Annotated in this window: 24 protein-coding genes; 16 read left to right on the top strand and 8 right to left on the bottom strand. The window is 61.2% G+C overall.

Features of this window, described 5'->3' with window-relative positions; all coding sequences use genetic code 11:
• Nucleotides 1-76 precede the first annotated feature (76 nt).
• The 5 genes from IHQ71_RS09740 to IHQ71_RS09720 all read right to left on the bottom strand — a co-directional run bounded on the left by IHQ71_RS09740 (nt 77) and on the right by IHQ71_RS09720 (nt 5,784).
• A complete protein-coding gene (locus tag IHQ71_RS09740; protein ID WP_258162792.1) occupies nt 77-1,030 on the bottom strand; it encodes an ABC transporter permease in 954 nt (317 codons plus the stop codon).
• Between the two features lie 36 nt (nt 1,031-1,066).
• Nucleotides 1,067-2,566 carry a sugar ABC transporter ATP-binding protein gene (locus IHQ71_RS09735; RefSeq protein WP_258161772.1) on the bottom strand — a complete coding sequence of 500 codons (1,500 nt, stop codon included), beginning with the start codon at nt 2,564-2,566 and terminating at the stop codon, nt 1,067-1,069.
• Nucleotides 2,567-2,659: 93 nt separating this feature from the next.
• On the bottom strand, nt 2,660-3,610 hold the full coding sequence (locus IHQ71_RS09730) for a sugar-binding protein (protein ID WP_258161771.1): 951 nt from the start codon (nt 3,608-3,610) through the stop codon (nt 2,660-2,662).
• 135 nt (nt 3,611-3,745) lie between these two features.
• Nucleotides 3,746-4,738, bottom strand: a complete 993-nt coding sequence (locus tag IHQ71_RS09725; RefSeq protein ID WP_258161770.1) for a sugar-binding protein — start codon at nt 4,736-4,738, stop codon at nt 3,746-3,748.
• A 65-nt stretch (nt 4,739-4,803) separates the two neighbouring features.
• Entirely contained in the window at nt 4,804-5,784 is a 981-nt protein-coding gene (locus IHQ71_RS09720; protein ID WP_258161769.1) for an NAD(P)-dependent oxidoreductase, read from the bottom strand.
• A gap of 139 nt (nt 5,785-5,923) precedes the next feature.
• Between IHQ71_RS09720 and IHQ71_RS09715 the strand changes: the two genes are divergently transcribed.
• The 3 genes from IHQ71_RS09715 to IHQ71_RS09705 are packed head-to-tail and all read left to right on the top strand — an operon-like array spanning nt 5,924 to nt 8,476.
• A complete protein-coding gene (locus tag IHQ71_RS09715) occupies nt 5,924-6,664 on the top strand; it encodes an ATP-binding cassette domain-containing protein (RefSeq protein WP_258161768.1) in 741 nt (246 codons plus the stop codon).
• A 19-nt stretch (nt 6,665-6,683) separates the two neighbouring features.
• The gene (locus IHQ71_RS09710) at nt 6,684-7,682 is read left to right on the top strand and encodes an ABC transporter permease (RefSeq protein WP_258161767.1); all 999 of its coding nucleotides are present in this window, start codon (nt 6,684-6,686) and stop codon (nt 7,680-7,682) included.
• 20 nt (nt 7,683-7,702) lie between these two features.
• The gene (locus IHQ71_RS09705; protein ID WP_258161766.1) at nt 7,703-8,476 is read left to right on the top strand and encodes a FadR/GntR family transcriptional regulator; all 774 of its coding nucleotides are present in this window, start codon (nt 7,703-7,705) and stop codon (nt 8,474-8,476) included.
• Nucleotides 8,477-8,693: 217 nt separating this feature from the next.
• Here the strand turns inward: IHQ71_RS09705 and IHQ71_RS09700 are convergent, their stop codons facing one another.
• A complete protein-coding gene (locus tag IHQ71_RS09700) occupies nt 8,694-9,695 on the bottom strand; it encodes a LacI family DNA-binding transcriptional regulator (protein ID WP_258161765.1) in 1,002 nt (333 codons plus the stop codon).
• Between the two features lie 212 nt (nt 9,696-9,907).
• On the opposite strand from IHQ71_RS09700, the gene IHQ71_RS09695 reads away from it, so the two are divergent.
• From IHQ71_RS09695 to IHQ71_RS09640, 12 genes are all read left to right on the top strand, one after another.
• Nucleotides 9,908-10,915, top strand: a complete 1,008-nt coding sequence (locus tag IHQ71_RS09695; RefSeq protein ID WP_374990013.1) for an ABC transporter substrate-binding protein — start codon at nt 9,908-9,910, stop codon at nt 10,913-10,915.
• Between the two features lie 65 nt (nt 10,916-10,980).
• Nucleotides 10,981-13,215 carry an iron ABC transporter permease gene (locus IHQ71_RS09690; RefSeq protein WP_258161763.1) on the top strand — a complete coding sequence of 745 codons (2,235 nt, stop codon included), beginning with the start codon at nt 10,981-10,983 and terminating at the stop codon, nt 13,213-13,215.
• Nucleotides 13,212-14,273 carry an ABC transporter ATP-binding protein gene (locus tag IHQ71_RS09685; RefSeq protein WP_258161762.1) on the top strand — a complete coding sequence of 354 codons (1,062 nt, stop codon included), beginning with the start codon at nt 13,212-13,214 and terminating at the stop codon, nt 14,271-14,273. Before IHQ71_RS09690 ends, IHQ71_RS09685 begins: the two co-directional genes overlap by 4 nt.
• Before the next feature lie 21 nt (nt 14,274-14,294).
• The gene (locus IHQ71_RS09680) at nt 14,295-15,095 is read left to right on the top strand and encodes an inositol monophosphatase family protein (RefSeq protein ID WP_258161761.1); all 801 of its coding nucleotides are present in this window, start codon (nt 14,295-14,297) and stop codon (nt 15,093-15,095) included.
• Between the two features lie 319 nt (nt 15,096-15,414).
• Entirely contained in the window at nt 15,415-15,909 is a 495-nt protein-coding gene (locus tag IHQ71_RS09675) for an NUDIX hydrolase (protein ID WP_258161760.1), read from the top strand.
• A 166-nt stretch (nt 15,910-16,075) separates the two neighbouring features.
• Entirely contained in the window at nt 16,076-17,485 is a 1,410-nt protein-coding gene (locus IHQ71_RS09670) for an adenylate/guanylate cyclase domain-containing protein (RefSeq protein ID WP_258161759.1), read from the top strand.
• A 384-nt stretch (nt 17,486-17,869) separates the two neighbouring features.
• On the top strand, nt 17,870-18,616 hold the full coding sequence (gene lipB, locus IHQ71_RS09665) for a lipoyl(octanoyl) transferase LipB (protein WP_258161758.1): 747 nt from the start codon (nt 17,870-17,872) through the stop codon (nt 18,614-18,616).
• Between the two features lie 76 nt (nt 18,617-18,692).
• The gene (gene rpe, locus IHQ71_RS09660; protein ID WP_258161757.1) at nt 18,693-19,370 is read left to right on the top strand and encodes a ribulose-phosphate 3-epimerase; all 678 of its coding nucleotides are present in this window, start codon (nt 18,693-18,695) and stop codon (nt 19,368-19,370) included.
• 197 nt (nt 19,371-19,567) lie between these two features.
• A complete protein-coding gene (locus IHQ71_RS09655) occupies nt 19,568-20,284 on the top strand; it encodes a DUF2259 domain-containing protein (RefSeq protein ID WP_258161756.1) in 717 nt (238 codons plus the stop codon).
• Between the two features lie 2 nt (nt 20,285-20,286).
• Entirely contained in the window at nt 20,287-20,841 is a 555-nt protein-coding gene (locus IHQ71_RS09650; RefSeq protein WP_258161755.1) for a hypothetical protein, read from the top strand.
• 61 nt (nt 20,842-20,902) lie between these two features.
• Nucleotides 20,903-22,204, top strand: a complete 1,302-nt coding sequence (purB, locus tag IHQ71_RS09645; protein ID WP_258161754.1) for an adenylosuccinate lyase — start codon at nt 20,903-20,905, stop codon at nt 22,202-22,204.
• Between the two features lie 28 nt (nt 22,205-22,232).
• Nucleotides 22,233-23,000: an SDR family NAD(P)-dependent oxidoreductase gene (locus IHQ71_RS09640; RefSeq protein WP_258161753.1), complete on the top strand. Its 768-nt coding sequence runs from the start codon at nt 22,233-22,235 to the stop codon at nt 22,998-23,000.
• Between the two features lie 11 nt (nt 23,001-23,011).
• On the opposite strand, the gene IHQ71_RS09635 is transcribed toward IHQ71_RS09640, so the two are convergent.
• Nucleotides 23,012-23,821, bottom strand: a complete 810-nt coding sequence (locus IHQ71_RS09635; RefSeq protein ID WP_258161752.1) for a DUF2189 domain-containing protein — start codon at nt 23,819-23,821, stop codon at nt 23,012-23,014.
• Between the two features lie 164 nt (nt 23,822-23,985).
• Complete coding sequence (locus IHQ71_RS09630) at nt 23,986-25,614, bottom strand: long-chain-fatty-acid--CoA ligase (RefSeq protein ID WP_258161751.1); 1,629 nt, start codon at nt 25,612-25,614, stop codon at nt 23,986-23,988.
• 134 nt (nt 25,615-25,748) lie between these two features.
• Here IHQ71_RS09630 and IHQ71_RS09625 point away from each other — a divergent pair, with 134 nt between their 5' ends.
• Nucleotides 25,749-26,303: an alpha/beta hydrolase gene (locus IHQ71_RS09625; protein WP_258161750.1), complete on the top strand. Its 555-nt coding sequence runs from the start codon at nt 25,749-25,751 to the stop codon at nt 26,301-26,303.
• The last annotated feature ends 3 nt before the right edge of the window (nt 26,304-26,306 follow it).

Genomic DNA, 26,306 nt, shown 5'->3' with positions numbered 1-26,306 from the left:
TAAGTATGGCCTCAAGCGGAAATCTATTCTACGGTTTCGCAGCAGCATTCCGGCTCACTTGCGCTATCACTTCGATTTACCGTCGGCCCATCGGCGTGCGTCGTGAAAACTGCTGGTCGGCCAGAACACCGAGCAGAATGACCGAGCCCATGACGGCGAAGTTGAGCGAACTCGGAATGCCGAGCAGGTTGACGAGATTCTGCAGCACCTGCAGCAGCACTGTTCCGAGCACCACGCCGACGATCGATCCCTCCCCGCCCCTTAGAGAACAACCGCCAAGTACGGCCGCTGCGATGGCGTAGAGTTCGTAGAAATTCCCATGCGACGAGGGCGAGATAGAGCGCGTGTACATGGCGATGAAGATGGCCGCGAGCGCGGTCAGCCCGCAGCAGATGACATAGGCCGCGATGGTAATTTTCGACGTACCGATGCCGCTGTAGCGCGCGGCCTCCTCATTCTTGCCGACAGCCAGCAGGTAGCGGCCGAAGACCGACTTGTGCAGCACGATGCCCATGATCACGGTGATGATCAGGAACGCGATCAGACTGTGCGGAATACCGTAGAACCTACCCGTGGTAAGCCATTCGAGCGTCGGAAAACTCGCGCCGAAGGGAAACCCCGCCGTCGCGTCATCGGTATAATAACGCGCCGCACCGCGATAGATCAGCAGGCCGCATAGTGTCACGACAAAGGGCTGGAGCCCGACCTTGGCGACGAGAAAGCCGTGCACGAGACCGATCAGACAGCCCAGCACGATGACGGCAATGAAGGCCAGGCTCCAGTGCAGCGTACCGAGCGCCACCAGATCGACGAATATCACGCCGAGCAGCGCTATGATCGAGCCGACGGAGAGCTCGATGCCGCCGGATATGATGACGAAGGCCTGGGCGATCGCGAAAATGCCGAACAGTCCGATCAGGTTGGCGGTGTTGGAGAGGTTGATCGGCGAGAGAAATCTCGGATTGATCAATGCCACGATCGCGCCCACGACCAGGATCAGGATCAGAAGCCACAGGTCCTTGCGGTTGATCATGCTTGAGGCTCCGGCTTTCCGTTCAATGTCATATCAGTGTCTCCCCACGGCCAGCGACATGATCGCCGGCTCGCTCAAATCCGCCCGCTCCAGGAAGCCGGCAATCGCCCCTTCGTGCATCACCGCGACACGATCGCTGACGCCGATGATTTCTTCCATGTCGCTCGAGATCATCAGGATGCCGACGCCCTGGTCCGCAAGGTCGCGCATGAGTTGGTAGATCTCGTTCTTGGCGCCGATATCGATGCCGCGGGTCGGCTCGTCGAAGATCAGCAGCCTGGGTGCCATGGACAGCCATTTCGCCAGCACCACCTTCTGCTGGTTGCCCCCCGAAAGCGATCCCACGCCGAGCGCGACATCCCTCGCCCTGATGTCGAGCTTCGACCGCTGCCTCTCGGCAACGCCGCCCTCGGCGCGCACATCCACAAGCCCACCGCGCGCATATCTAGGCAAGTTGGCGAGCGTGACGTTGTTGCGGATCGAAAAATCGAGCACCAGACCCGACCGCTTGCGATCCTCGGGGATCAGGTAAATGCCGCGCTCGATCGCATCGCGTGGTGTGTCAATTCTCGTCGATCTGCCATCGATTCGGATCGCGCCGCCCTTTGGCGGATCAAGGCCGAAGATGGTGCAGGCAAGTTCGGTGCGCCCTGATCCGACGAGGCCCGCCAGCCCGACGATTTCGCCGTGCCTAACCGTGAGGTCGACCGCACGATCCGGCCAGTGTGATGTCCTGATCTTGTCCAACTCCAGCACGGGCGTGCCCGGCGGCGCCTTGGGCGTACGATAGAGCGTCTTGAGGTCGCGCCCGATCATCTGCCGGATCATCGTATCCGCGTTGATTTGCGATCGCTCGAGTGCCGCGACCTGCTTGCCGTCACGGAGCACCACGACCCGGTCGGCGCATCGCTCGACCTCCATCAGCCGGTGCGAAATGAAAACGATGCTGACGCCGCCAGCCTTCAGCGCGCCAATGACGGCGATCAGGCGTTCGGTCTCGGTTGCCGTCAGGCTGGATGTCGGTTCATCCATGATGATCAGCCGCGACTTGCGCGACAGCGACTTGGCAATCTCGACCAGTTGCATCTCGGCAAGCGAAAGAGATCCGACGAGCGTATCGGGGCTGAATTCGGCACCCAGTTGCTTCAGAAGCGGGGCCGCAAGTTCGGTCACGCGCTTGTTGTCGATCAGGCGCAAAGCTCCGCCCATCAGCGGCTCGCGGCCGATGAAGATATTGGCCGCGGCCGTCAGGTTCTCGAAAAGATTGAGTTCCTGATGCACGAACGCGATGCCGGCGGCCATGGAACCGGCAACCGTCAGGCGGTTGGACTCGATACCATCCACCGTGATGCTGCCAGATGTCGGTTCCACCACGCCGCCGAGAATCTTCATCAGCGTGGATTTTCCCGCGCCGTTCTCTCCGACGATGCCCAGCACCTCGCCCGGCGCGACCGACAGGCTCACGCCATCGAGCGCCAGGACGCCGGGATATTGTTTGCTGACATTCGAGATCTGAATGAACGGGTCGGGCATTGCATCAATGTCTGGTGGCGAAACGCTAGCTATACAGGAAATACAGGCCGGCGGGAGGTTTGAGGACGTTGCCGGCCTGTATCCTTCGAGGTGTCAGCCGCCGATGCGCGACTTCAGTTCGGCCTCGAATGCATCGACATTTGCCTTGTCGATGATCGCCGTCGGCACGATGATCAGCTTGTTGGCGGGGACGACGGATTTATCGCCTTCGAGATACTTGGCCATCAGCTTCATGCCCTGGTAGCCCCATTCGTAAGGCTGTTGCACGACGGTGCCGGCGATCGTGCCTTCGCGAACGCCACCCAAGGTGATCGGATCCTCATCAAACGCCACGACGGTGATCTGGCCAAGTTTGCCGGCTTCCTTCAGCACCTCGTAAATGCGGGGCGGATTGTATGAATAGAAGCCGACCATGCAGGTGATGTCGGGGTTGGCGGCCAGCGCGTCCTCGACGTTTCGCTTGGCGCGCGTCATGTCGATGTCGTCGCCGCGCACGTCGATCAGCTCGACCTTGGAGCCCGCGATCACCGACTTCATGCCGTCGATGCGCTCGCGGGCATTGTCCGCGCCCGGCAGGCCGACGAAGCCGATACACTTGCCGCCATCGGGCAATGCCTTGAGTGCGATCTCGCCCGCCTGCTTGCCGGCATCGGTGTTGGACGAACCGATATAGGCGATACGATTGGTATCGGGCGCATCGCTGTCCGTGGTGAACAGCGGCACCTGTCCGCCGACGCGGTTGAGCGCATCGGTCGAGGACTTCGGATCGACCGCGCTGACCATGATGGCTGAAACGCCTGCGGCCACGAGGTCGTCCATCAACCGCTGCTGTACGGCGGCGGCCGCCTGCTCGGGATATTTCAAGCTCAGTTCGTAGTTCGGCAGTTCTTCCTGCGCCTTGCGGACGCCGGCTTCGGCCAGCTTCCAGAAGTCGGATGCGCCGTTGACGACGAATGCGAGCTGTTTCTTTTCCTGCGCCTGGGCGCCCGGCACGGTGAAGGCGGTCGCCACGAGCAGCGCTGCGATTGCATATCTCAGTTTCATGATTTCCTCCTCTGTCGAGCGTCATGCTCGAATTTTTGACAAAGCGCCTCCCTCCGGCAGTCCAGAAGGGCCGGTGAGACGTTGGCGGCGATGAAAACGGGTCCCGGAAGTCAGTGCCGGGACCCGGAGCACTGCCTACTTGGCAATGCAGGTCTCGGCAGTTTCCTGCGTGCATTCGTCGAGACCGGTGAAGATGATCGGCTCGACGGTCTTGCCCTCGATCAGTTCGATCATAACCGTCGGTGCGCGATAGCCCATTTCGAACGGCCGCTGTCCCACCTGCACGTGGCTGCGTCCGGCCTTCAGCGCATCCATCTGCGGCGGCAGGGTGTCACCGGCGACGATGGCGAGCGTCTTGGACTTGAGCTTGTCCATCACCTGGTCCGTAACCCCGGCATAGGCCTGCGGGGCGAACTGCGCCCAGCCGCCGATCAGCATGAAGGCTGTGAGATCGGGATGGGCAGTGAACGTATCCGCCATCTGCTGGTTGGCCAGATCGATCTGGTCATTGGTGAAGACCGGGCAACCGTCGATCTCGGTCCAGCCGCCTTCGCCGGCAAGCCGCTCGATTCCCTTCTTGCCCGACAGCGTATCACGCGTGCCGGCGGCACGTTGATTGATGTTGTCGGCCGCCACGTTTCCGAGCTGCAGGCACACCGTGCCGCCTTCGGGCTTCAGCTTTTTCAAATGCTCGGCGAATTTCACGCCCATCAGATAGTTGTCGGTGCCGAGGTAGGTCTTGCGTAGACCCGCATCAGCAGCGGAGAGATCGGCATCGATGGTCATGACCGGAATCTTGGGCTGGGCCTTCTTCAAGAGGTTCGCCATCAGCGGCGCGTTGGATGGTGAAATCGCGATCGCCACGACATCGGGGCGATTGAGCAGGTCCTCGACGATCTGCACCTCACCGGCTTCATCGGCGCTCGATGCGGGGCCTGTATAAAGGCATTTGTAGCCCGAGCTAGCATTCTCGGCATTCCACTTCTGGCAACCGAGATTGATCTGCTCGAAGAAAGGATTATCGAGGCCTTTGACCACGATAGCGAGGGTCTTGTCCGCACCATAAGCGGTCGCGGAGAGCCAGGCGAGAGCCGCCATGGCAAGAGAAGTCGTCAACAGTCGTCGCATGAATTCCTCCCAAAATTCTGGTTAACGTGACTTATAGACCGCCGCGGATCGCTCCGCGTCGGCTCTCAACCTGGATACCAGACCCTCCTCTCATCATTCGGGGAACGCTGGTATTGCCAGGAAGCTTCAATCAGCTTTTCGAGGTCATAGCGCGGCCGCCATCCGAGCTCGGCCTTGGCGCGGCTATTGTCCATCCAGTTGCTGACGTAATTGCTCTTGATGTCCTTTGACGGCAGGCCACGGGTTTTGGCGAGATGGTCCGCCAGCCGCGCATAATTGACCGGCTCATCCATGCAGATGTTGTAGAGGCGCTGGCGTGCCGCGGGCGCCACGAGCGCCAGCGATATCGCCGCGACCAGGTCGTCGACATGCACGAAATTCCTGTCGATAGGATGGCCCGATGCGTCGCGGAGCAATGGCACGGCGCCGGCGCTGCGGCATTCTCCGGCTTCGGCCTCGCTCACCATCGTCTTCCAATCCGGACCACCAAACAGATCGTCTCCAAAGGAGAGGCTGGCCTTGAAATCATCCTTCTCCATGATCCAGGGCGCGCGGACGCAGGTCCAGTCCATATCGTATTGGATGCCAAACTGCTGGACCATGACCTCTTCGAGCACTTTCGACAGCGCGTAACAGCCGGGATAAGCCATGTAGGGCGCGTCTTCGGTGATCGGCGCCGGATGCTTGTGGAAGAAATGGCCGACGGCGGCATCACCGCCAACGAGCAGGAAACGCTTCGCGTGCGGGCTGAGCCTGAATTCCTCCAACAGCCAGAACAGGCCTTTAACCGTGACATCCATCACCGTCTCGGGGACTTCCTTGCAGGTCGCGAGGTGAACCACATGGGTGATTCCATCAAGTGCCGCGCGGCAAACATCGCGCTCGGCGATAGAACCCTGCACGACCGAGAGCCTGTCGGTCTCGGGGAGAAGACGATTGTGGCAGAGAGCGCGCAGCCTGGTACCGGCATGCGTCGGGTCAGCCAAGGTCGCGGCAATGAATGCCTGCCCTACCTTGCCGGCTGCTCCCGTCACCAGAATATGCATTCCACCTCCCCAGGCAATGCAACTGTCATACTATCATATAAATCTATTTGTCTGATAAATCATTTTATATGCTTTGTCCAGCTATTGACGCGGGCGCCGGATTCCGGCCTAATCCGTGGGCCAGGCAGAGGAGGAGTGTATGGCGGTACTGAGACTTGAACAGGTCTCCAAGCATTTCGGGGCAATTCACGCGCTCAACAGCGTCTCGATGACGGTGGAGCAGGGTGAAGTGATCGGGCTGATGGGGGACAACGGCGCGGGGAAATCGACGCTGGTCAAGATTATCGCGGGGAATTTCCGGCCGTCTCATGGCCAGATTTTCATCAAGGACCGCGAAGTCTCGTTTCACAAACCTGTCGAGGCGCGCGAGAACGGCATCGAAATCGTCTACCAGGATCTGGCGCTGTGCGACAACCTGACGGCTGCGGTCAATGTGTTCCTCGGCCGCGAACTGACGCGCAATATCGGCCCTTTCAAGATCCTCGACTATCGCGGCATGAACGAGGCCGCGGGCAAGCTCTTCAAGGAACTGAAATCGGAAACCCGGCCGAGGGATCTCGTGCGGCAGATGTCCGGCGGCCAGCGGCAGGCGGTGGCAATCGCCAGGACGCGCCTCTCGTCGGCCGATATCGTTCTGATGGACGAGCCTACCGCCGCCATTTCCGTCCGTCAGGTCGAGGAGGTGCTCAACCTGATCCGCGAATTGAAGCGGCAGGGCGTCGCCGTCATCCTGATCAGCCATCGCATGCCGGACGTATTTGCCGTCGCCGATCGTATCGTTGTCCTGCGTCGCGGCACCAAGGTCGCCGACAAGCGTGCGGCGGATTCGTCACCCCAAGAGATCACCGGCCTGATAACCGGCGCGATCGAACTGGCATGATGGAGGGGGTGACACTGATATGACCATGGAAATGGACAAGGCGATCGACCGGCAAACGCACACGCGGCTGTCGCTGATCTTTTCGAAGCCGGAATTCTGGGTGTTCGTCGCTGCGCTTCTGGCCTGCCTGGCGCTCAGCGTGATCACCGACACATTCGCGACGCCGCAGAACCTGTTCAACGTGACGCGCAATTTCGCGTTCGTGGCAATCGTCGCGCTCGGCATGACCGTCGTCATCATATCCGGCGGCATAGACCTCTCGGTCGGCTCCATCCTCTGCCTGTCGGCGATGGTGCTGGCGATCTGCATGAATGCGGGTTATCCGCTCTGGGCAAGTGCCGGCGCGGCGCTCATCGTCGCGCTCTTCGTCGGCGCCATCAACGGCATGCTGATCGCCTATCTCAGGATACCGCCCTTTGTCGTCACGCTGGGCATGCTTTCCGTCGCCCGAAGTGCCGCGATGGTGTTGTCGCAGAACAAGATGATCTACCAGTTCGGCCCTGATGAAGCCCGGCTGTTCTGGCTCGGCGGTGGTTCCACTTTCGGCATCGCCAATCCGGTGATCGCGCTGTTCATTCTCGCCGTCATCACCGGCCTGATCCTGAAATGGACGCGTTGGGGCTGCCATGTCTTTGCCATCGGCAGCAACGAGAAGGCAGCCGTGCTGACCGGTATCGCCGTGCGGCGGCTGAAGATCACCGTCTACATGTTCTCCGCACTTCTGGCGGGCATCGCGGGCGTCCTGGAGGCAGGATGGCTTGGCGGCGTGACGACAAATCTCGGCCAGTCGATGGAACTCAGCGTCATCGCGGCGGCCGTCATCGGCGGCGCAAATCTGATGGGCGGCGCCGGCACGGTGTTCGGTTCGGTGGTGGGCGCGGCGCTCATCGAGATCATCCGTAATAGCTTGACACTGCTGGGGATAAGTACATTCTGGCAGGGAGCATTCGTGGGCAGCTTCATTGTCTTGGCGGTAGCTTTTGACCGGATTCGCGCAAGTCGCGAAACCGATGGATAAGGTGTGATTTCGGAACTGATATGCCAGACAACGGAGCCGATACGACAACCAGGAAAACCGGCAGGGTCGAAAACGCAAGCATTCCACGCGGCCTGGAAGGCAGCCGTATCGCCGGCTCGAGCGTCCATACTTCAATCGCCCAGGAAATCGGCTTGCTCATCGTGCAGGGTGAGTATCCGCCGGGCACCATTCTGCCCAACGAGGCGAAGTGGTCGGAAATATTCGGCGTCAGCCGGTCGGCGGTGCGCGAGGCGATCAAGATGCTGATGGCCAAGGGCCTGCTCGCGTCACGCCCCAAGGTCGGCAGTTGGGTCGAGCCGAAGGAACGCTGGAACCTGCTCGATCGCGATGTGCTGAGCTGGTATGCCAGCGCGCCCGACCGGCAGGCATTTCTCACCACGGTGCAGGAGTTCCGATACATTATCGAACCCGAGGCCGCAGCCTTCGCTGCCATCCGGCGCAATGACGATCAGATGGGCGAAATCAGCAAGGCGCTGAAGGAGATGGGCGAAGCCTCCACGCTTTCCGAACGCACGCGCGCCGACACCCGGTTCCACATGGCAATCCTTAAGGCATCCGGAAACGACCTTCTCGTGCCGCTTGGGGCGATGATCGAATCCGCGCTCAACAACCTCTTCGTCCATGTGACGCGCGAGGTGAACAGCCTGCGACATGCCCAGAAGATGCACGAAGCTATCGAGCAGAAGATTCGCCTGAAGCAACCGAATGCCGCCAGGCTCGCGGTGAGGAAACTGCTTGCCAACACGGATGATGTGATCGGCAGAAAGAAGTAGCGGACACCACCACCGTTAACATCATCGACACTTCCATCACGGCCGCGAAGGCACCGGCACGTTTACCCCGCATGAGGTTCGCACGACCAGATCGGTCTGCAACACCATCCGCCTGCTGGTCGATGACCGTGAGGAAGGGCGAGAGCACAGCGAGATGCTCGACACCTGATGAACGTGCCCACCTTCTACCAGGATACCCGCTGAGCCCTCATACCCTCTATCCGCCTCGGATCGACGACCGCCAAACCAGCTCCGCATGCAGGCGAACGCGTTCTTGCCTTGCCCCGGCGGCATCGCTTGACAGCCAGGCCACGGCGGCGGCGGCGATCTCATCGACCGGCTGGGTGAATGTGGTGAGATCATAGGATGCCCACGAGGCCTGTTCGATATCGTCGAAGCCGGCGACGCAGAGCTGGTCGGGAATCGAGATCGAGAACTGCCGCCGCGCCGCATCCATGAAGCCGCAGGCGATCAGGTCGGTGGCGCAGAAGACCGCGTCCGGCCGCTCGGGCAGCGTGAGCAGCCTTTGCGCCAGCACCCGCCCCGCCTCGTAACCCGTGTGGCCGTAGCGCGCGACGGTGACTTCCAGCCCGATCTCCTTGGCAGCGGCAACGAACCCAGCCTCGCGGGCCATCAGGCTCGGGGTGCCGGCCTCGGAGTTGGCGAAAGCGAGCTTGCGGCAGCCGGCGCGAACGAAGGCGGTGAGGACACGGCGCGCAGCCTCCGCATCATCGAGATTGATGCGTAACGGGCCTTCCTGGTCGTCGTCGCGATTGATGAGCACCAGACGCTGCCCGCTGTTAAGGCAAAGCTGGGCGATACGCTTGTCCGGAAGGCCGGAGAGAATGATCGAGGCATCCGCCCGATAGCGGATGGCCTGCCGGAGGGCCAGATCGACGCTGCCATCGGATCGGTCGGTATTGATCAGCATGGCGATCTTTCCCGACAGCTGCAATTGCTGCGTGACCGCCCGGATTAGTGCGGAGCGATAGGGCGTGCCGATCTCCGAGACGATCAGGCAGACGATACCGCTTTCATTGCGCATCAGGCCGCGCGCGAGATGGTTGACGTGGTAGCCGAGCGCATCGGCCGCCTCCAGCACCTTGCGCCGCGTGTCCTGGGAAACGCTGGCCCCCGGCGTAAAGGTCCGCGAAACCGCCGAACGCGAGACCCCGGCCCGCTCGGCTACTTCCTGTGCACTGACGAAAACCCTGCCCATGGCGCCCCAGTTGTTGACGGTATTGCACAGTTCTTCGCATGGATGTGCAATGCTGTGCAATGGCTGAGTACGCACAAATCTGGCTTCAAGCGAACAAAGCAGTTGACACGTGGTTTTCCTCCATGTCAGTTTTTGCACACGCTTGCAAAAGCGAACGGCGAGGAGACGCCGGGATCATCGAGGAGGATAGGATGAATTCTAAAAGCTGGATCATGGCCGGGCTGGCCGCAGGTGTTTCACTCTTTGGCTTTTCCGCGCAAGCGGCGGGCGATCTCAATCTGATCTGTTCGGCCGACGTCGTCATCTGCGAGCAGATGACCAATAGTTTCCAGAAGGATCACGACATCAAGGTCAACATGGTGCGCCTGTCGTCCGGCGAGACCTATGCCAAGATTCGTGCAGAGGCACGCAACCCGAAGACCGATATCTGGTGGGCCGGTACCGGCGACCCGCATCTTCAAGCAGCATCGGAAGACCTGACCCAGGAATACAAGTCCCCTATGCTCGCCGAGCTCAACGACTGGGCCGTCAAGCAGGCCGAAAGCTCGGGCTACAAGACGGTCGGCGTCTATGCCGGTGCGCTCGGCTGGGGCTTCAACACGGATATCTTCAAGGCAAAGGGCTTCAAGGAACCCAAATGCTGGGCCGACCTGCTCGATCCGGCCTTCAAGGGCGAGATCCAGATCGCCAATCCGAATTCGTCGGGCACGGCCTATACGGCGCTCGCGACGCTGGTGCAGATCATGGGCGAGGACAAGGCATTCGAATATCTTGGCAAACTCAACGCCAATGTCTCGCAGTACACCAAGTCCGGTTCGGCACCGGTGAAGGCTGCCGCGCGTGGCGAAACCGCACTCGGCATCGTCTTCATGCATGACGCCGTCGCCCAGGCTGTCGAAGGCTTCCCCGTCAAGCCGGGCGCGCCTTGCGAGGGCACCGGTTATGAAATCGGCTCGATGTCGATCGTCAAGGGTGCGAAGAACCTCGAAAACGCCAAGATCTGGTACGACTGGGCGCTCAAGGCCGATGTGCAGTCGCATATGAAGGATGCCAAGTCCTTCCAGCTTCCCTCCAACAAGAATGCGGAAGTTCCCAAGGAATCGCCGAAGTTCGAGGACATCAAGCTGATCGACTACGACTTCAAGACCTATGGCGACCCAGCAAAGCGCAAGGCGCTGCTCGAGCGCTGGGACACCGAAATCGGTGCAAACGCCAACTGATGCCGCTTTCGTGCCGGGCCGTCGGTTCCCCGCGGCCCGGCTTTTTCATCTGATCGAGGTTGGATATGGACAATAGCAGACGCCGGCTGACGATCGTGCTCGCGCTCGCCATTGCCGCCTTCCTCGTCCTGCCCTGGTATCGCATCGATGGCGGCTTTTATGGCTTCGGCTGGCTCGCCGGCTTTCCGGGCGAAGCATCCAGCGCGCCTGCCATTCTCCAGATATTCTCCCACGGCCGATGGTGGCTGGGGGTCGTGGCACTGCTTTTGCTGGCAGGCATGGGCGTGCGCTATATCGATGACCCTCACCGCCGCGGCACGCTGCTCGCCATAATCGGTGGCGCGGGCGTGATCTTACTTGCGCTTCAGGGCCTGGCGATCGGCTTTTCCGGCTGGACCTGGGGCATCAGCGAGAGCCTGTTCGGTACTCTGGCGGATGGCCAGCCACCGATGGGCGCTGGTGCAGTCGTGGCCGCTCTCGCCTTCGTGCTTGTCTTCGCCTTCGGCCTCGTCGATCGCGGAGCCATGCGCGGCGATGCCTTCATTGTCGCTTCGATCGCCATGCTGGTTTTCCTGGTGGTGATCTTCGTCTTCTATCCGATCGGCAGCATGTTCATCGGCGCATTTCAGGATTTCGACGGCTCGTTCAATGCGGGGGGATTTTCCAAGAACATCGTCGATCCCTCGATCTGGAGCCTCGATTGCGTGATTGGCGGCAATCGCTGCGGGGTCGCCTGGCGCACGCTGTTCCTGGCGATCATGACCGCCGCTGGCTCCACGCTGATGGGCCTCGCCTTCGCGCTGGTCGCCACACGCACACGCTTTCCCTTTAAGAAGGCGCTGCGGCTGCTGACCGTGCTGCCGATCATCACGCCGCCCTTCGTCGTCGGGCTGGCGCTGATCCTGCTCTTCGGCCGCTCGGGTGTGATCACTCAGACGCTCTCATCCGCCTTCGGCATCGAGCCCGGCCGATGGCTCTATGGTCTCACCGGCATCTGGATTGCGCAGGTCTTGTCCTTCACGCCGATCTCCTTCCTCGTTCTGATCGGTGTGGTCGAGGGCGTCAGCCCGTCGATGGAGGAAGCATCACAGACATTGCGTGCCGATCGCTGGCGCACATTCTGGCGTGTCTCGCTACCATTGATGAAGCCGGGGCTCGCCAACGCCTTCCTGATCGGCTTCATCGAAAGCATGGCCGATTTCGGCAATCCCATGGTGCTCGGCGGCAGCCATGGTGTGCTCTCGACAGATATCTTCTTCGCCGTCGTCGGCTCGCAGAACGATCCGACCCGGGCGGCGGTGCTCGCCATGATCCTGCTGGTCTTCACATTGTCGGCCTTCCTCGCCCAGCGCTTCTGGCTCTCCGGCAAGAATTTCGCGACCGTGACCGGCAAGGGTGATTCAGGCCAGCACGCGGCACTGCCGAAATCGGTCTCCATCGCGGTGCACTGGATGGTGGTTCCCTGGATGCTCTTCACCATCGTCATCTATTGCATGATCCTGTTCGGCGGCTTCGTGAAAACCTGGGGCCTCGATAACTCGCTGACGTTCGCCCATTACATCAAGGCCTTCTCCATAAGCTTCGGCGACAATGGCATCGCCTGGACGGGCGTCGCGTGGAACTCGTTCTGGACCACGATGGAAATCGCGCTGATTTCGGCGCCGCTGACCGCAATCGTCGGCTTGCTCACAGCGTACCTGATCGTGCGGCAGAAATTCGCCGGCCGGGAACTGTTCGAATTCGCGCTGATGATGAGCTTTGCCATTCCCGGCACCGTCATCGGCATCAGCTACATCATGGCCTTCAACCTGCCGCCGCTGGAAATGACCGGCTCGGCGGCGATCCTGATCGCATGCTTCGTGTTCCGCAACATGCCGGTCGGCGTGCGTGGCGGCGTAGCGGCAATGAGCCAGCTCGACAAGAGCCTGGACGAGGCGTCGCTGACGCTCCGCGCCAACAGTTTCCGGACGATCCGCAAAGTCGTCCTGCCGCTGCTCCGGCCTGCGATCACGGCGGCACTCGTCTATTCCTTCGTCCGCGCCATCACGTCGATCAGCGCAGTCATCTTCCTCGTCAGTGCCGAGTATAACATGGCGACATCCTACATCGTAGGCCTCGTCGAGAACGGCGAGTACGGCGTGGCGATCGCCTATTCCTCGGCTCTCATCGTCGTGATGGTCGCCATCATCGCGGGCTTCCAATACCTGGTAGGCGAACGTCGTCTGCGACGCGAGAACCGTGTCGCCATTCCCGTCGCGTCCCTCAGCCCCGCGTCCGTGGGCAAGGAGAAAACAGCATGAAGACCATCAAGGCCGGCTCGGTGACCTTCGAGAACGTGAAGAAGACGTTCGGCGCCTTTACAGCGATCCCCGATCTGTCGCTGACGATCCATCCCGGCGAACTGGTGACGCTGCTCGGCCCCTCCGGCTGCGGCAAGACGACGACGCTGCGCATGCTGGCCGGCCTCGAACACCCGACCGCCGGGCGCATCCTGATCGGCGACAAGGACGTGACCATGCTGCCGGCCAATGAGCGCGACGTTTCCATGGTCTTCCAATCCTACGCGCTGTTCCCGCACATGAATGCACTCGACAACGTCGCATACGGATTGGAGTCCTCGGGTTACAAGAAGAAGGAAGCACGCGAGCGGGCCGAGGACGTGCTCAAGACAGTCGGCCTCGGTGGCTTCGGCCATCGCCTGCCGGCCGAGCTCTCCGGCGGTCAGCAGCAGCGTGTCGCCGTCGCTCGGGCGCTGGCACTCGAACCGCAGGTTCTATTGCTCGACGAGCCGCTCTCCAATCTCGATGCGCGCCTTCGTCGCCGTGTTCGCACTGAAATCCGCGAGCTGCAACAGCGCCTCGGTTTTACCGCGGTCTATGTGACCCACGACCAGGACGAGGCGCTCGCGGTCTCCGACCGCGTGGTGATCATGAAGGATGGCGAGATCGCCCAGGTCGGCACGCCGCGCGAGCTCTACGAAACACCCACCTCCGCCTTCATCGCCGACTTCATGGGTGAGGCGAATGTCGTGGATTGCGAAGTGCTGTCGTCGGAAGGCGGCCAGGCGCTGATCCGCATCGGCGGGCTCGAACATCGCGTTCCCGCCAGGGGCGCCCTGCCCGGCCCAGCCCGGCTTGCGGTGCGGCCGAATGCCATCACCCTCGACCCTGCGGCGGAAGCGCCATTTGCCGGCACCATCACGCATGCCGCCTATCTTGGCGACCATGTCGAATACGAGGTCAAGACCGACGTCGGCACTCTCTTCGTCGTGGACCCGGCCGTTGAGCGATCACTGGCCACTTCCTCCAGCGTTGCCGTCGGCCTCCGGGAACGCGGCATCGCACTGATTTCCTCGTGATTTAAAGGACCGATTTTTCCAATGACCATTCATCTTTCCCGCGAGATCGACACGCGCTTCGCACTCGCCCGCGCAATGGCGGACGAGGCGGGCGCACTGGCGCTCGATTATTTCAACCGCCGCGAGACGCTCGTCATCGAACAGAAGCGCGATCCGCAGGACGTCGTCTCAATCGCCGACCGCGACGTCGAGAATCTGATCCGCAAGCGCGTGGCGGAAAAATTCCCCGATGACGGTTTTCTCGGCGAAGAATATGGGCTGCAGGCGGGCACATCGGGCCTGACCTGGGTGGTTGATCCAATCGATGGCACCAGCCCCTTCGTCAACGGCATGCCGAACTGGTGCGTCTCGATCGCACTGCTCAAGGACGAAGAACCGGTCATCGGCGTCATCGCCTCACCCTGCCATCAGGAGGTCTATGCGGCGGCAGCCGGTCAGGGCGCGACGCTCAACGGCAAGCCGCTCAAGCTCGATGGCAGCCGCAACATCCGCAACGCCGTCACCGGCATCGGCGCCAACAATCACGTCACCCCGCAGGTTGTGGCGAAAATGGTCGAGGACCTGCTCACCGCCGGTGGCAACTTCATCCGCAACGGCTCGGGCGCGCTGATGCTCGCCTATGTCGCGGCCGGGCGGCTGGTCGGCTATTACGAGCCCTATATGCACGCTTGGGATTGCCTCGCCGGCTACTGCCTCGTGAAGGAGGCTGGCGGCTGGTACCACCGGTTCCCGACCGCAGGGGATGGCCTGACACGCGGCGCCCCGGTTTTGGCAGCCGCCCCCGGTGCCAAGGATGACCTTCGTCGGGTGGCCGGCCTCTGACGATCCGGAACAACGAACACTCAGGGGCACCGGGAGTTAGAGCCTCTTGCATTGAAATGGAACCGGTTCTGTTGGCTCAAGCGGAGTCGCATGTTTGACCGGCCGGCGCGCGTCGTAGCCAAAGCATACGGCCAAGCCGGCCGGTCAAAGAGGCGGCCCGCTTCAGCCAACCCGAAGGGCCGGGCATCTTGCCGTCAGGATCAGAGGCGATCGGCTCTACCGTACATCTGGGTACGACCTTCGCCGATCGCCTCTGCCCTGACGAAAACCTGCTCCGGCAGAACCGATTCCATTTCAATGCAAGAGGCTCTAAGGCAGAATGTCGACTGGCTCTTCATTTCTCTCCAAGCTGGCGCAAGCCGGTTACATGTTGTTCAGCAACGAACGACGGCAGCAATTTGCCGCGATCTGCTATCGCCACAGCAAGGCGGCCGATGGCTACGAGATGCTCCTCGTGACGGGACGCACATCCGGGCGCTGGGTTCTCCCACGCGGCTGGCCGATGGAAGGCAAGGCGCCGCACCAGGTCGCCGAACGCGAGGCTTTCGAAGAAGCCGGCATCAAGGGCAAGGCCGACAGGCAGCCGATCGGTCATTATACCTATGCCAAGCAGATCGGCGACGGCCGCGTCGCCCCCTGCATGGTCGAAATCTATGCAGTCAAGGTCGAAAAGATCGTCAAGAATTACAAGGAACTCGGCCAGCGGGAGCGCAAATGGGTTTCCTTTACCGAAGCGCAGAACCTCGTCGAGGAGCCGGAACTGCGGGGATTGATCATGCGGTTCGGCGCGTCTCTTGTCCGGCCCAAGCCCTAGATTGGCTATGAAGTCACCGTCCTGACAGTGCCACCTTGATCGCGCTGATCATCACACCGCAAGCGGTGGCAACGATTTCGGCGACGATCAGCGCAGATGCAGCCCCGCCCCCGGACAATTCAAAAAAATCGCTTATACTGCTGCGAATTCAGTATAAACTCTCACCATGAGCGAAACCCAGTCATTGTTTGAGGCGTTGCGCCAATCCGCGCAACCGCACATTGTTGACGGACTTGAGCGGCTGGTGCGGGAGGCACCCGACCGCAAACTCAATCGCGTCAATGCGCTGGCTTTTGCCGCCAGCCATGGCTTTGATGAAGAGCCGACGATTGCCTGTTTCCTGCATGCGTCGCGGCTCGGTATTTTCGACATGTCGTGGAATATCCTGTGTCCGGGCTGCGGCGGCGTGCTCGATGCCAATGCCTCACTGAAAACGGTGCAGAGCTCGACCTATACATGCGCGCTATGTGCCGCCGGTTATGAACCGACACTCGACGAGATGGTGGACGTCACCTTCACAGTGAGCCCGCGTGTCCGCCATATCGAGGGACACGATCCTCACCAGCTGTCGCCGGAGGAATATTTCCGGCAGCAATATTGGGGCTCTGGCGTCGATCTGCCCGAGGACGACTACGACGAAAAAGTCTCTGAATTCGTCGTGGACGCGCTGGAACTGCCGCCCGGTGAGAAAGGCGTCATTTCGCTTCAGTTGCCGGCCGGTTATGCTATCGTCTTCGAACCGGTGACACATGCGGTTCAATTCCTCGATGTTTCGGGCGAGACGACCAGGGATCGCAGGACCTTGTCGATCGTTTATGACAGGGCCCAGGCCCATGGCGAAGTGATCAAGCTGCAGCCTGGCCCGGTGCGCATTCAGGTGGAAAATCATGCCGAGGTCCGCACCCTGCCCTCGGTCTGCCTGGCGAACGATGCGCTTCACAACATGCTGGGTAAGCGACGCCCCTTCCTGACCGCAAACCGGCTGCTCACGCACCAGACCTTTCGTGACATCTATCGGACCGATACGATCGGGGTCGATCAACGGCTCAAGATCACAAGCCTGACTTTCCTGTTCACGGACCTGCGCGGTTCCACCGAACTCTATGACCGCGTCGGCGACCTTGCCGCCTTTGATCTCGTGAAAACGCATTTCAGCATATTGCAGGATATTGTGGCGGCGGAAGCCGGCGCTGTGGTCAAGACGATCGGCGATGCGGTAATGGCGACGTTCCCCACGCCCGACAAGGCGCTCTCGGCGGCAATCCATATGCGCGACGCCATGGGCAGGCTCAATGCGGGAAATGACAAGGAAGACCTGCTGCTCAAGATCGGCATTCATGAAGGGCCGTGCATCGCGGTCAGCCTTAACGAGCGGCAAGACTATTTCGGCCAGACGGTCAACATCGCCTCGCGCGTCCAGCACCTCGCGACCTCGCAGGAAATATTCGCCACGGGTTCGGTCCTCGATGATCCGCAGGCGTCGAGCCTGCTCACCGATCGCGGCCTGAGCCCCGTCTCGCGCAATGTCGCGTTGCGCGGCGTCAGCAACGAGATCACCGTTTTTGCCATTCCCTGAGGATCCCGCACCTCGCTGAACATATCAGGGGAAAACGACCAGTCGGCGCGCAGGCCGGACTTGTCGAAGGCGATGACGACACCTTCAGTTGCAGCTTTCTATCGTGCAAGGCGGCTACAGCGGAAGCGGAAACGACATCGAGAACGAGATGGCGGCGCAGCCGCCGGCGATGATGAGAGCCAAATACTTGGTCATGGCGCAAATCCCTTTGCTTGTGTGAGATATGGGTTAGCACGGCATGATCACCGCAGCTGTTACATTGGGAACATACCTGTTTCCGCCCCACATCAGCGACCGCATCGCCACGGCCGGGTTATTTCGAAAATCTTGCGCTTGGCGGCGAATGACGCCACATAGGCAGGATCGTCATTCGAAGGCCAAGCCATGCACCGCTCCGACATCAACCTATCCATGCTGCCCGCGCCCGGCTCCGCGCCGGTGCGCTGGCGTATTTCCGAACACCCGGTAGGCTATGACGATGCGGTCACTGAGATGGAGCGCGAGGCAACGCTGATCGCGGATGGCAAGTCGGACGAACTCGTCTGGCTCGTCGAGCATCCGCCGCTCTATACGGCCGGCACCAGCGCCGACCCCAAGGACCTGCTCGCACCGCAAAAATTTCCCGTGCATCAGACGGGCCGAGGCGGCGAGTACACCTATCATGGCCCGGGTCAGCGCGTCGTCTATGTGCTGCTCGACCTCAAGCGGCGGCGGCAGGACGTGCGTGCCTTCGTCTCGGCGCTCGAGGATGTCGTGATCGGCACGCTCGCCGACATGAATGTGAAGGGCGAGCGGCGCGAGGATCGGGTCGGCGTCTGGGTCCAGCGGCCGGAGCGCCCCCCCCTGCCCGGCGGCTTGACGGCGGAGGACAAGATCGCGGCGATCGGCATACGGCTGCGCCGCTGGGTTAGCTTCCACGGCTTCTCGCTGAATGTCGATCCGGAACTCGAGCATTTCTCGGGCATCGTGCCCTGCGGCATATCGGGCTATGGCGTCACCAGCCTCGTCGATCTCGGCCTGCTGGTGATGACGAGCGATGTCGATATCCTGATCCGACAGAATTTCGAACGCGTTTTCGGACCGGCCGCCAATGAAGCACCGGTCAAAGCGGTGGAAAGCCTGATGGCCTGAACCATTCGGCGCGCGACGCAATTGCCGTTGCCATCAACGGATGATATGCGGCCTCCATCCAAGGGAGTCCGAAACCATGTCCAGACCTGTGCGCATCGCGCCCTCAATCCTCGCCTCGAACTTTTCGAAGCTCGGCCAGGAAGTGACCGATGTCATCGAAGCGGGCGCCGACTGGGTGCATCTCGACGTCATGGATGGGCATTTCGTGCCCAACATCACCTTCGGTCCGGATGTGGTGAAGTCGCTCCGCCCGCTAACCAAGGCGGTGTTCGACTGCCACCTGATGATCACGCCGGCCGATCCCTATCTCGAAGCGTTCGCCAAGGCGGGTGCTGATATCATCACCGTGCACGCCGAAGCCGGCCCGCATCTCAACCGGTCGCTGCAGGCCATCCGGGCGCTGGGCAAGAAGGCGGGTGTGGCGATCAATCCGGCGACGCCGGAAAGTTCAGTCGAATACCTTCTCGAGCAGATCGATCTGATCCTTGTCATGACTGTCAATCCGGGCTTCGGCGGGCAGAAATACATCGATGCGACGACGGAGAAGATACGACGCGTCCATAAGATGATCGGTGATCGGCCGATCGAACTCGAAGTCGATGGCGGCATCATGGCCGAGACGATCGGTATTCCCTCGGGCGCGGGCGCCAATGTGTTCGTCGCAGGCTCGGCCATTTACAAGGGGGCGGGACTCGCGGACTATCGTGCAAACATCGCTCGGCTGAGAGACGTTGCGGAGAAGGCCAGAGGATAATGCGGCCGTTCAGTTCGTTGCCTACCCCCCTCTGCCCTGCCGGGCATCTCCCCCTCAAGGGGGGAGATCGGCAAGGGGCATGCTCTCCGGGTGGCAACTGTCGTGCCCTGCTGCATTCATTCCTGGTACGTTGGGCGGAACGTCGCCACATCCAATCTCCCCCCTTGAGGGGGAGATGCCCGGCAGGGCAGAGGGGGGTGTTCTTTGCGTTCGCAGTTTCGCTTCTGGTATACATGTCCCCCGCCATCGCCGGCGACACTGCTTCGCTCAACGTTCTCGGCTACTCCCCCGACGGAAAAGTCTTTGCCTTCGAGGAATACGGCTTTTTCGACGGCTCGGGCTTTCCCTATTCCAACATCTATTTCATCGACATCGAGAAGGACGCGTTTCTGCCGGGGACCCCAATCCGGATTCGGGTCGACGAGGAACTGCCGCTGCCCAAGATTCGCAGCATGTCGCGCACCAAGGCCGCGGCGCTGATCGACAAATACAAGGTCGAGGAAAATCCTGGCGTTATCGTCGTCTATAATCCGCCTTCGGAACTCGACAGCCGCGGCCACAAGGTCCGCTTCCATTCCTATGTCTCGGCGCCGCCCTATAGCCACACCAACACGCTGGTGCTGACGGAGCGCAAGTTCCCGCCGACGGAATCCTGCCTCAACATGACCGGCGAATATACTGGCTTTACCCTCAAGCTGACGGAGTATCAGGGTACCGCCGTCGATACGGTCCTGCATGAAGATACGACCGTGCCGGCGAGCCGCTCCTGCCCCAACGCATATAGCATCGGCGCCGTGATCTCCTCCGAGGTCCGGGAAGTCACGATGATGGCCATGATCCTGGTCGACAGTTTCGGTTTCGAGGGAAATGACCGCCGGTGGATCGCCGTGCCAGTCAATCCCTACGGGCCATAGGGATGGCGGAGATAGAGGCGGGTCAGCAACAGGTCCAGCAAGGCTTTTTTCGCAGGCTCGGCACGCGACTCCATGATGCGGTGCCGGACGCCAACATCGTGCTGTTCGGCTCGGCCGCCTGGGGCGTACTGATGGCGATGTCGGCCGTGGCTTCGATCTGGACTCACAATGGCATGCTGATCGCCTCGCCGCTCGCGGTGATCGCCGTCTATTTCTATGGCGGGTCGCTCGGCTTCGCGCCCGGCCTGATGCTTGCGAGATTTCTGTTTGGCCGCAGAGGTCGGGTGGCGCGGTTCATCGGCGGAACGCTCATCATCCTGCTCGCCACCCACACGGCGACGGCGGGGATTTTCGCCCTGCAATACCGCGTGTTCTATTCGCATTGGCATGCGACGTTCCCCAATATCATCTGGTTCTTCCAGTTCGCCTTCACCTCTGCAGGCGCGATCTACCAGTATTCGGTCGACAGCATTTACTACTACTGGCCCTTCTCGCTGCTCTGTTTCCTCGGCTACGGCCTGTGGTTTGCACGCCCCCATGGTCACAAGCCGCATTGAGCTTAGGGCTCTCATTTGTTAGAGGGGCGGCAGCCTCGCCTCTATTCAAGGACTTTCGCCGATGATCCCCCGCTATTCCCGCCCCGACATGGTCGCCATCTGGTCGCCGGAAACCCGCTTCCGCATCTGGTTCGAGATCGAGGCGCATGCCTGCACCGCCCTCGCCGAGATCGGCGTGATCCCGAAGGAGTCCGCGAAGAATATCTGGGAAAAGGGCAATGCCGCGGTCTTCGACGTGGCGCGCATCGATGAGATCGAAGCGGTCACCAAGCATGACGTGATCGCCTTCCTCACCCATCTCGCCGAATTCATCGGACCGGACAGCCGCTTCGTTCACCAGGGCATGACGTCGTCGGATGTGCTCGACACCTGCTTTTCCGTCCAACTCGTCCGGGCAAGCGACATCCTGCTCGCCGATATCGACAAGTTGCTCGAGGCGCTCAAGCGCCGCGCCTTCGAGCATAAGGACACCGTCACGATCGGCCGCAGCCATGGCATCCATGCCGAGCCGACCACGTTCGGCGTCAAGCTGGCGCTCGCCTATGCCGAGTTCGAGCGCTGCCGGGCACGGCTGGTCGCGGCGCGCGAGGAGATCGCCACCTGCGCGATTTCGGGCGCCGTCGGCACCTTCGCCAACATCGATCCGCGCGTCGAGGAATATGTCGCCAAGGCGCTCGGCCTGAAGCCGGAGCCGGTTTCGACCCAGGTCATTCCGCGTGACCGCCACGCGATGTTCTTCGCCACCCTCGGCGTCGTCGCCTCGTCGGTCGAGCGGCTTGCCACCGAGATCCGTCACCTGCAGCGCACCGAAGTGTTGGAAGCGGAGGAATATTTCTCGCCCGGCCAGAAGGGCTCGTCGGCCATGCCGCACAAGCGCAATCCGGTGCTCACCGAAAACCTCACCGGCCTTGCCCGCATGGTGCGCTCCTTCGCGATGCCGGCTATGGAGAATGTAGCGCTCTGGCATGAACGTGACATTTCGCACTCCTCCGTCGAGCGGATGATCGGACCGGATGCGACGATCACGCTCGATTTCGCACTGGCGCGGCTGACCGGTGTGATCGACAAACTGCTCGTCTATCCGGACAATATGATGAAGAATATGAACAAGTTCCGCGGGCTTGTTCATTCCCAGCGCGTGCTGCTTGCCCTAACGCAAGCCGGCGTCTCCCGCGAGGACGCCTATCGGCTGGTGCAGCGCAACGCGATGAAAGTCTGGGAACAGGGCAAGGATTTCCTGGAAGAACTTCTCGCCGATGCGGAGGTGGTTGCAGCACTTTCCGAGGCCGATCTCCGCGAAAAATTCGACCTCGGCTATCACACCAAGCATGTCGACACGATCTTCAAGCGCGTGTTCGGCTAAAGCTCGTTCTTTCGACAGGAGATTTCCAATGCGTGGCCGTCTTGCAGGAAAAGTAGCCGTCATTTCAGGCGGCGCCACGGGCATGGGTGGAGCGTCATCGAAGCTCTTCGCCGCAGAAGGCGCCAAGGTTGCGATCATCGACCGCAATGCCGAGGCGGCTGCTGCCACTGTCAGAGAAATCGAAGCGACAGGCGGCACGGCGATGTATGCCGTCGCCGACGTCTCGAAGACCGCTGAAGTCACTGCTGCCATAGCTGCGGTCACTGAGGCCTACGGGCCGATCACGGTACTTTTCAATCATGCCGGCACGATCGTCATCAAGCCCTTCCTCGATACGACAGAGGAAGAATGGGACTGGCTGCATGATGTGAACGTCAAGTCGATGTTCCTGATGACCAAGGCCGTGCTGCCAGGCATGATCGCGGCGGGCGGCGGATCGATCGTCTGCACCTCCTCGATCTCGGCCGTGGCCGCGACACCGATGGAAGTGCTCTACGACACGACCAAAGGCGCGGTCCACATGTTCGCCCGCGCCATCGCCGTCGAATTCAGGGATCGCAATATCCGTTGCAATGCCGTCTGCCCGGGCTTCGTGCGCACGCCGCACGGCCTGCGCGAGGTCAAGGATCTTCAGGCGCTCGGCGTCGATGTCTCGGAGGCGGCCCTTGCCGCGCAGCAGGGCCGCATCTGCGAGCCGGAGGAAGTCGCGCGCGCCGCACTCTTCCTCGCCAGCGACGAAGCGAGCTTCGTCAACGGCGCGCATCTCTTCGTCGATAACGGCTTTACCGCGCTTTAGCGGCTCCGCCGTCAGCTGTTCAACGCTGGTGGCTCAACCAGTTTGCGGTAGAGATGCCAAGTCGCATGGCCGAGAACCGGAAGCACGACGGCAAGGCCGGCGAAGATCGGAATGCTGCCGATGAACAACAGCACCGCCACGATCAACCCCCAGAGAAAGACTGGCAAAGGATTGGCGGCGGTCGCCCTGATCGAGGTCCAGATCGCCGAAACCGCGCCGACGTCACGCTCGAGAAGCAGCGGGAAGGTCACCACTGATATGGCAAGCACCACGACTGCGAAAACCAGACCGATGAGATCACCCCAGAACATCATCGCCCAGCCCGCCGATGTGCCCAGCACATTCTGGAAGAATTCAGATGTCGTCAGATTGTAGTCGACGCCGAAATAGGCTTCGTAAATCAGCTGTGCAATGACGAGCCAGCCGACGAAGATCGCGAACATGACGGCCGCGACAGCGGCGATCGAAAACAAGGCGGGCGACTTGCGTACTTCGAGTGCCTCGCGCCATGACGGATCCAGGCCAAGTTCGCGCCTGCGGCTAATCTCATAGAGCCCGAGCGCAGCGATGGGGCCCACCAATGCGAAACCGGATGCCAGCGGGAACATCAGCGGCAGCAGGTTGGCGCCGGCACTCCAGGCCATGAGGACTAAGCCAGCGACGGGATAGAGAAGGCAGAGGAACACGTAATGTGAAGGCTTCTCGCGGAAATCGATCCAGCCCCGGTGGAGCGCATCGAAAACTTCGAGCATGCCGATCTTGCGGATATTCGGGTGGGGCACTTCGCCGTCGGCATCCGAGACAATGTGAAGCGCAGTCATGACAATTCCTCCTTTGACGGAAGTTGGCCTGCACGAGCCCGGTCAGCCACGCGACCAAGCAAGACAACGCTAGCACAGATTGTCGCAGATGTCGCCGATATCTTGAACGATCTCAAAAGGATGTGATCGCCTACGTTCGTCGGCATGGCGGTGGAATGGGACCGCTAGGCGTCCGGCAGCCGATAATCCTTCATCTGCTCGCGCAACTCGGTCTTGAGGATCTTGCCGGTTGCGGTGTGCGGGATCGAATCGACGAAGACGACATCGTCGGGCATCCACCACTTGGCGACCTTGCCCTGCATGAAGCCGAGGATGTCCTCCCGTGACGGCATCTGGTCCGGCTTGCGGATGACGATCAAGAGCGGCCTCTCGTCCCATTTCGGATGCGGCACGCCGATGACAGCGGCCTCCGCCACCTGGGGGTGACCGACCGCGAGGTTTTCGAGCTCGATCGAGGAAATCCATTCGCCGCCAGACTTGATCACATCCTTCGACCGGTCGGTGATCTGCATATAGCCATGCTGGTCGATATGGCCGACATCGCCGGTGTCGAACCAGCGGTCCTCGCCGAATTGTTCGGGGCTGCGGCGCTTGAAGTAGTGGTCCACCACCGCCGGCCCCCTCACCTTCAGCTTGCCGAATGTCCTGCCATCCTTGGGTAGCTCCCTGTCGTCATCGTCGGTGATCTTCATTTCCACCGTGAAGAAGGGCTGGCCCTGCTTGGCCTGCACGTCGAGACGCTCCTCCGGCGTCAGTTCGTCGTGGTCGGCGTTCAGCACGCAGACCGATCCGATCGGCGAGAGCTCGGTCATGCCCCAGCCATGGCGCACTCTGACGTCGTATTTCGTCTGGAACGCTTCGATCACCGAACGCGGGCAAGCCGATCCACCGATGAAGACGCGGTCGAGATCAGGGAGCTTGCCGCTCTCCTTTTCGAGATATTGCAACAGCATGAGCCAGATCGTCGGCACCGCCGCCGTCACCGTCACCCTCTCCTTGGTCAGCATCTCATAGATCGATTTGCCATCCATTCCCGGGCCGGGCAGGACGAAGCGGGCGCCGGACATGGGTGCTGCAAACACCGTGCCCCAGGCATTGGCGTGGAAGAACGGCACGACCGGCATCATGGAATCGCCCGACGACATGCCGATCACATCCGGAAATACCGACGTCATCGCGTGGATGACATTCGAACGGTGCGAGTAGACCACGCCCTTGGGGTCGCCCGTCGTGCCGGATGTGTAGCACATTCCGGCAGCGGTCCGTTCGTCGAAGCTTTTCCAGGCGAAGTCGTCATCGGCCTCGGCCAGCCATTCCTCGTAGCAAACCACATCGGCGAGCGTGGTCGCCGGCATGTGCGCCGCGTCAGTCAGCACGACGATCTTGCGGAGAGAGGGAACCTCGGCCGCGATCTTTTCGATCAGCGGCAGGAAGGTGAGATCGACGAACAGCATGCGGTCTTCGGCATCGTTCATGATCCAGATGATCTGTTGGGGAAAAAGCCGGGGGTTGAGCGTGTGATAGACGGCGCCGATGCCTGTTATGCCATACCAAGCCTCCAGGTGACGCCAGGTATTCCACGCCATGGTGGCAATCCGCTCGCCTGAACGGACGCCTTCCATCGCCAACCGCTTGGCAAACTTAAGCGAACGCGTCCGCAGCTCGCGATAGTTGGTGCGGTGGATCGGCCCCTCCACCGAACGGGAAACCACTTCGCGATCGCCGTGACAGTTGCCAGCGTGATCGATGATCTTGTGGCAGAGCAGCGGCCATTCCTGCATGGTTCCCAGCATGATGTTCCTCCCGTTCATGCCGTTGTTCTTAAATGAACCTTAGCGACGTTCCTGTCCCACGCAAGCAATGATGATGCTGCGCTTGCGAAGCGAAAGTCTTGACTTTGGCGGGATTCGAACACATCTGTCGGCGCATGAAAGCCTCAGAAGCCGATATCCTCTTCATTCCCGGCCACCGCAATTCGGGCGACGACCACTGGCAAAGCCGCTGGCAGGCGAAGCTCTCGTCGGCGCGGCGCGTGTCGCAATCCGACTGGGAGAACCCTGTGCGTGACGACTGGGTGGGCACGATCGCCGAGACCATCCTGGCGACGAAGAAGCCCGTCGTGCTGGTCGCGCATTCGCTCGGCATCGCAGCCGCGATCCAGGCGCTGCCGCTCTGCGGCGACAAGGTCGCAGGAGCGTTCCTCGTTTCACCGCCCGACATGGCCCGGCCCGGCGCCAAGTCGCACGAACTGAGGAAATTCGGCGCCTATCCGCGCGAACCCCTCACCTTTCCATCGCTCCTGGTCGCCAGCCGCAACGATCCGCACGGATCGTATGAACACGCCGGCGATATTGCCAATGCCTGGGGATCGCTCCTGGTGGATGCCGGCGAATCCGGGCACATCAACCCCGAGTCGGGGCATGGTCCGTGGCCCGAGGGCACCATGGTCTTCGCGCAATTCCTGTCGCGCCTGAAGGCCTGATAT

It is taken from the genome of Rhizobium sp. TH2 (assembly GCF_024707525.1).
GTDB lineage: Bacteria > Pseudomonadota > Alphaproteobacteria > Rhizobiales > Rhizobiaceae > Rhizobium_E.
This window is presented reverse-complemented; position numbering and strand designations above follow the sequence as displayed.

Bases quoted from the DNA above. Each gene is read 5' to 3' on its own strand.
- rpe (WP_258161757.1), top strand. From the start codon at position 18,693: ATGTCCAGACCTGTGCGCATCGCGCCCTCAATCCTCGCCTCGAACTTT.
- IHQ71_RS09720 (WP_258161769.1), bottom strand. From the start codon at position 5,784: ATGCATATTCTGGTGACGGGAGCAGCCGGCAAGGTAGGGCAGGCATTC.
- IHQ71_RS09650 (WP_258161755.1), top strand. From the start codon at position 20,287: ATGGCGGAGATAGAGGCGGGTCAGCAACAGGTCCAGCAAGGCTTTTTT.
- IHQ71_RS09630 (WP_258161751.1), bottom strand. From the start codon at position 25,614: ATGCTGGGAACCATGCAGGAATGGCCGCTGCTCTGCCACAAGATCATC.
- IHQ71_RS09735 (WP_258161772.1), bottom strand. From the start codon at position 2,566: ATGCCCGACCCGTTCATTCAGATCTCGAATGTCAGCAAACAATATCCC.
- purB (WP_258161754.1), top strand. From the start codon at position 20,903: ATGATCCCCCGCTATTCCCGCCCCGACATGGTCGCCATCTGGTCGCCG.
- IHQ71_RS09685 (WP_258161762.1), top strand. From the start codon at position 13,212: ATGAAGACCATCAAGGCCGGCTCGGTGACCTTCGAGAACGTGAAGAAG.
- IHQ71_RS09675 (WP_258161760.1), top strand. From the start codon at position 15,415: ATGTCGACTGGCTCTTCATTTCTCTCCAAGCTGGCGCAAGCCGGTTAC.
- IHQ71_RS09700 (WP_258161765.1), bottom strand. From the start codon at position 9,695: ATGGGCAGGGTTTTCGTCAGTGCACAGGAAGTAGCCGAGCGGGCCGGG.
- IHQ71_RS09730 (WP_258161771.1), bottom strand. From the start codon at position 3,610: ATGAAACTGAGATATGCAATCGCAGCGCTGCTCGTGGCGACCGCCTTC.
- IHQ71_RS09640 (WP_258161753.1), top strand. From the start codon at position 22,233: ATGCGTGGCCGTCTTGCAGGAAAAGTAGCCGTCATTTCAGGCGGCGCC.
- IHQ71_RS09710 (WP_258161767.1), top strand. From the start codon at position 6,684: ATGACCATGGAAATGGACAAGGCGATCGACCGGCAAACGCACACGCGG.
- IHQ71_RS09695 (WP_374990013.1), top strand. From the start codon at position 9,908: ATGGCCGGGCTGGCCGCAGGTGTTTCACTCTTTGGCTTTTCCGCGCAA.
- lipB (WP_258161758.1), top strand. From the start codon at position 17,870: ATGCACCGCTCCGACATCAACCTATCCATGCTGCCCGCGCCCGGCTCC.
- IHQ71_RS09680 (WP_258161761.1), top strand. From the start codon at position 14,295: ATGACCATTCATCTTTCCCGCGAGATCGACACGCGCTTCGCACTCGCC.
- IHQ71_RS09705 (WP_258161766.1), top strand. From the start codon at position 7,703: ATGCCAGACAACGGAGCCGATACGACAACCAGGAAAACCGGCAGGGTC.
- IHQ71_RS09625 (WP_258161750.1), top strand. From the start codon at position 25,749: ATGAAAGCCTCAGAAGCCGATATCCTCTTCATTCCCGGCCACCGCAAT.
- IHQ71_RS09635 (WP_258161752.1), bottom strand. From the start codon at position 23,821: ATGACTGCGCTTCACATTGTCTCGGATGCCGACGGCGAAGTGCCCCAC.
- IHQ71_RS09715 (WP_258161768.1), top strand. From the start codon at position 5,924: ATGGCGGTACTGAGACTTGAACAGGTCTCCAAGCATTTCGGGGCAATT.
- IHQ71_RS09690 (WP_258161763.1), top strand. From the start codon at position 10,981: ATGGACAATAGCAGACGCCGGCTGACGATCGTGCTCGCGCTCGCCATT.
- IHQ71_RS09670 (WP_258161759.1), top strand. From the start codon at position 16,076: ATGAGCGAAACCCAGTCATTGTTTGAGGCGTTGCGCCAATCCGCGCAA.
- IHQ71_RS09725 (WP_258161770.1), bottom strand. From the start codon at position 4,738: ATGCGACGACTGTTGACGACTTCTCTTGCCATGGCGGCTCTCGCCTGG.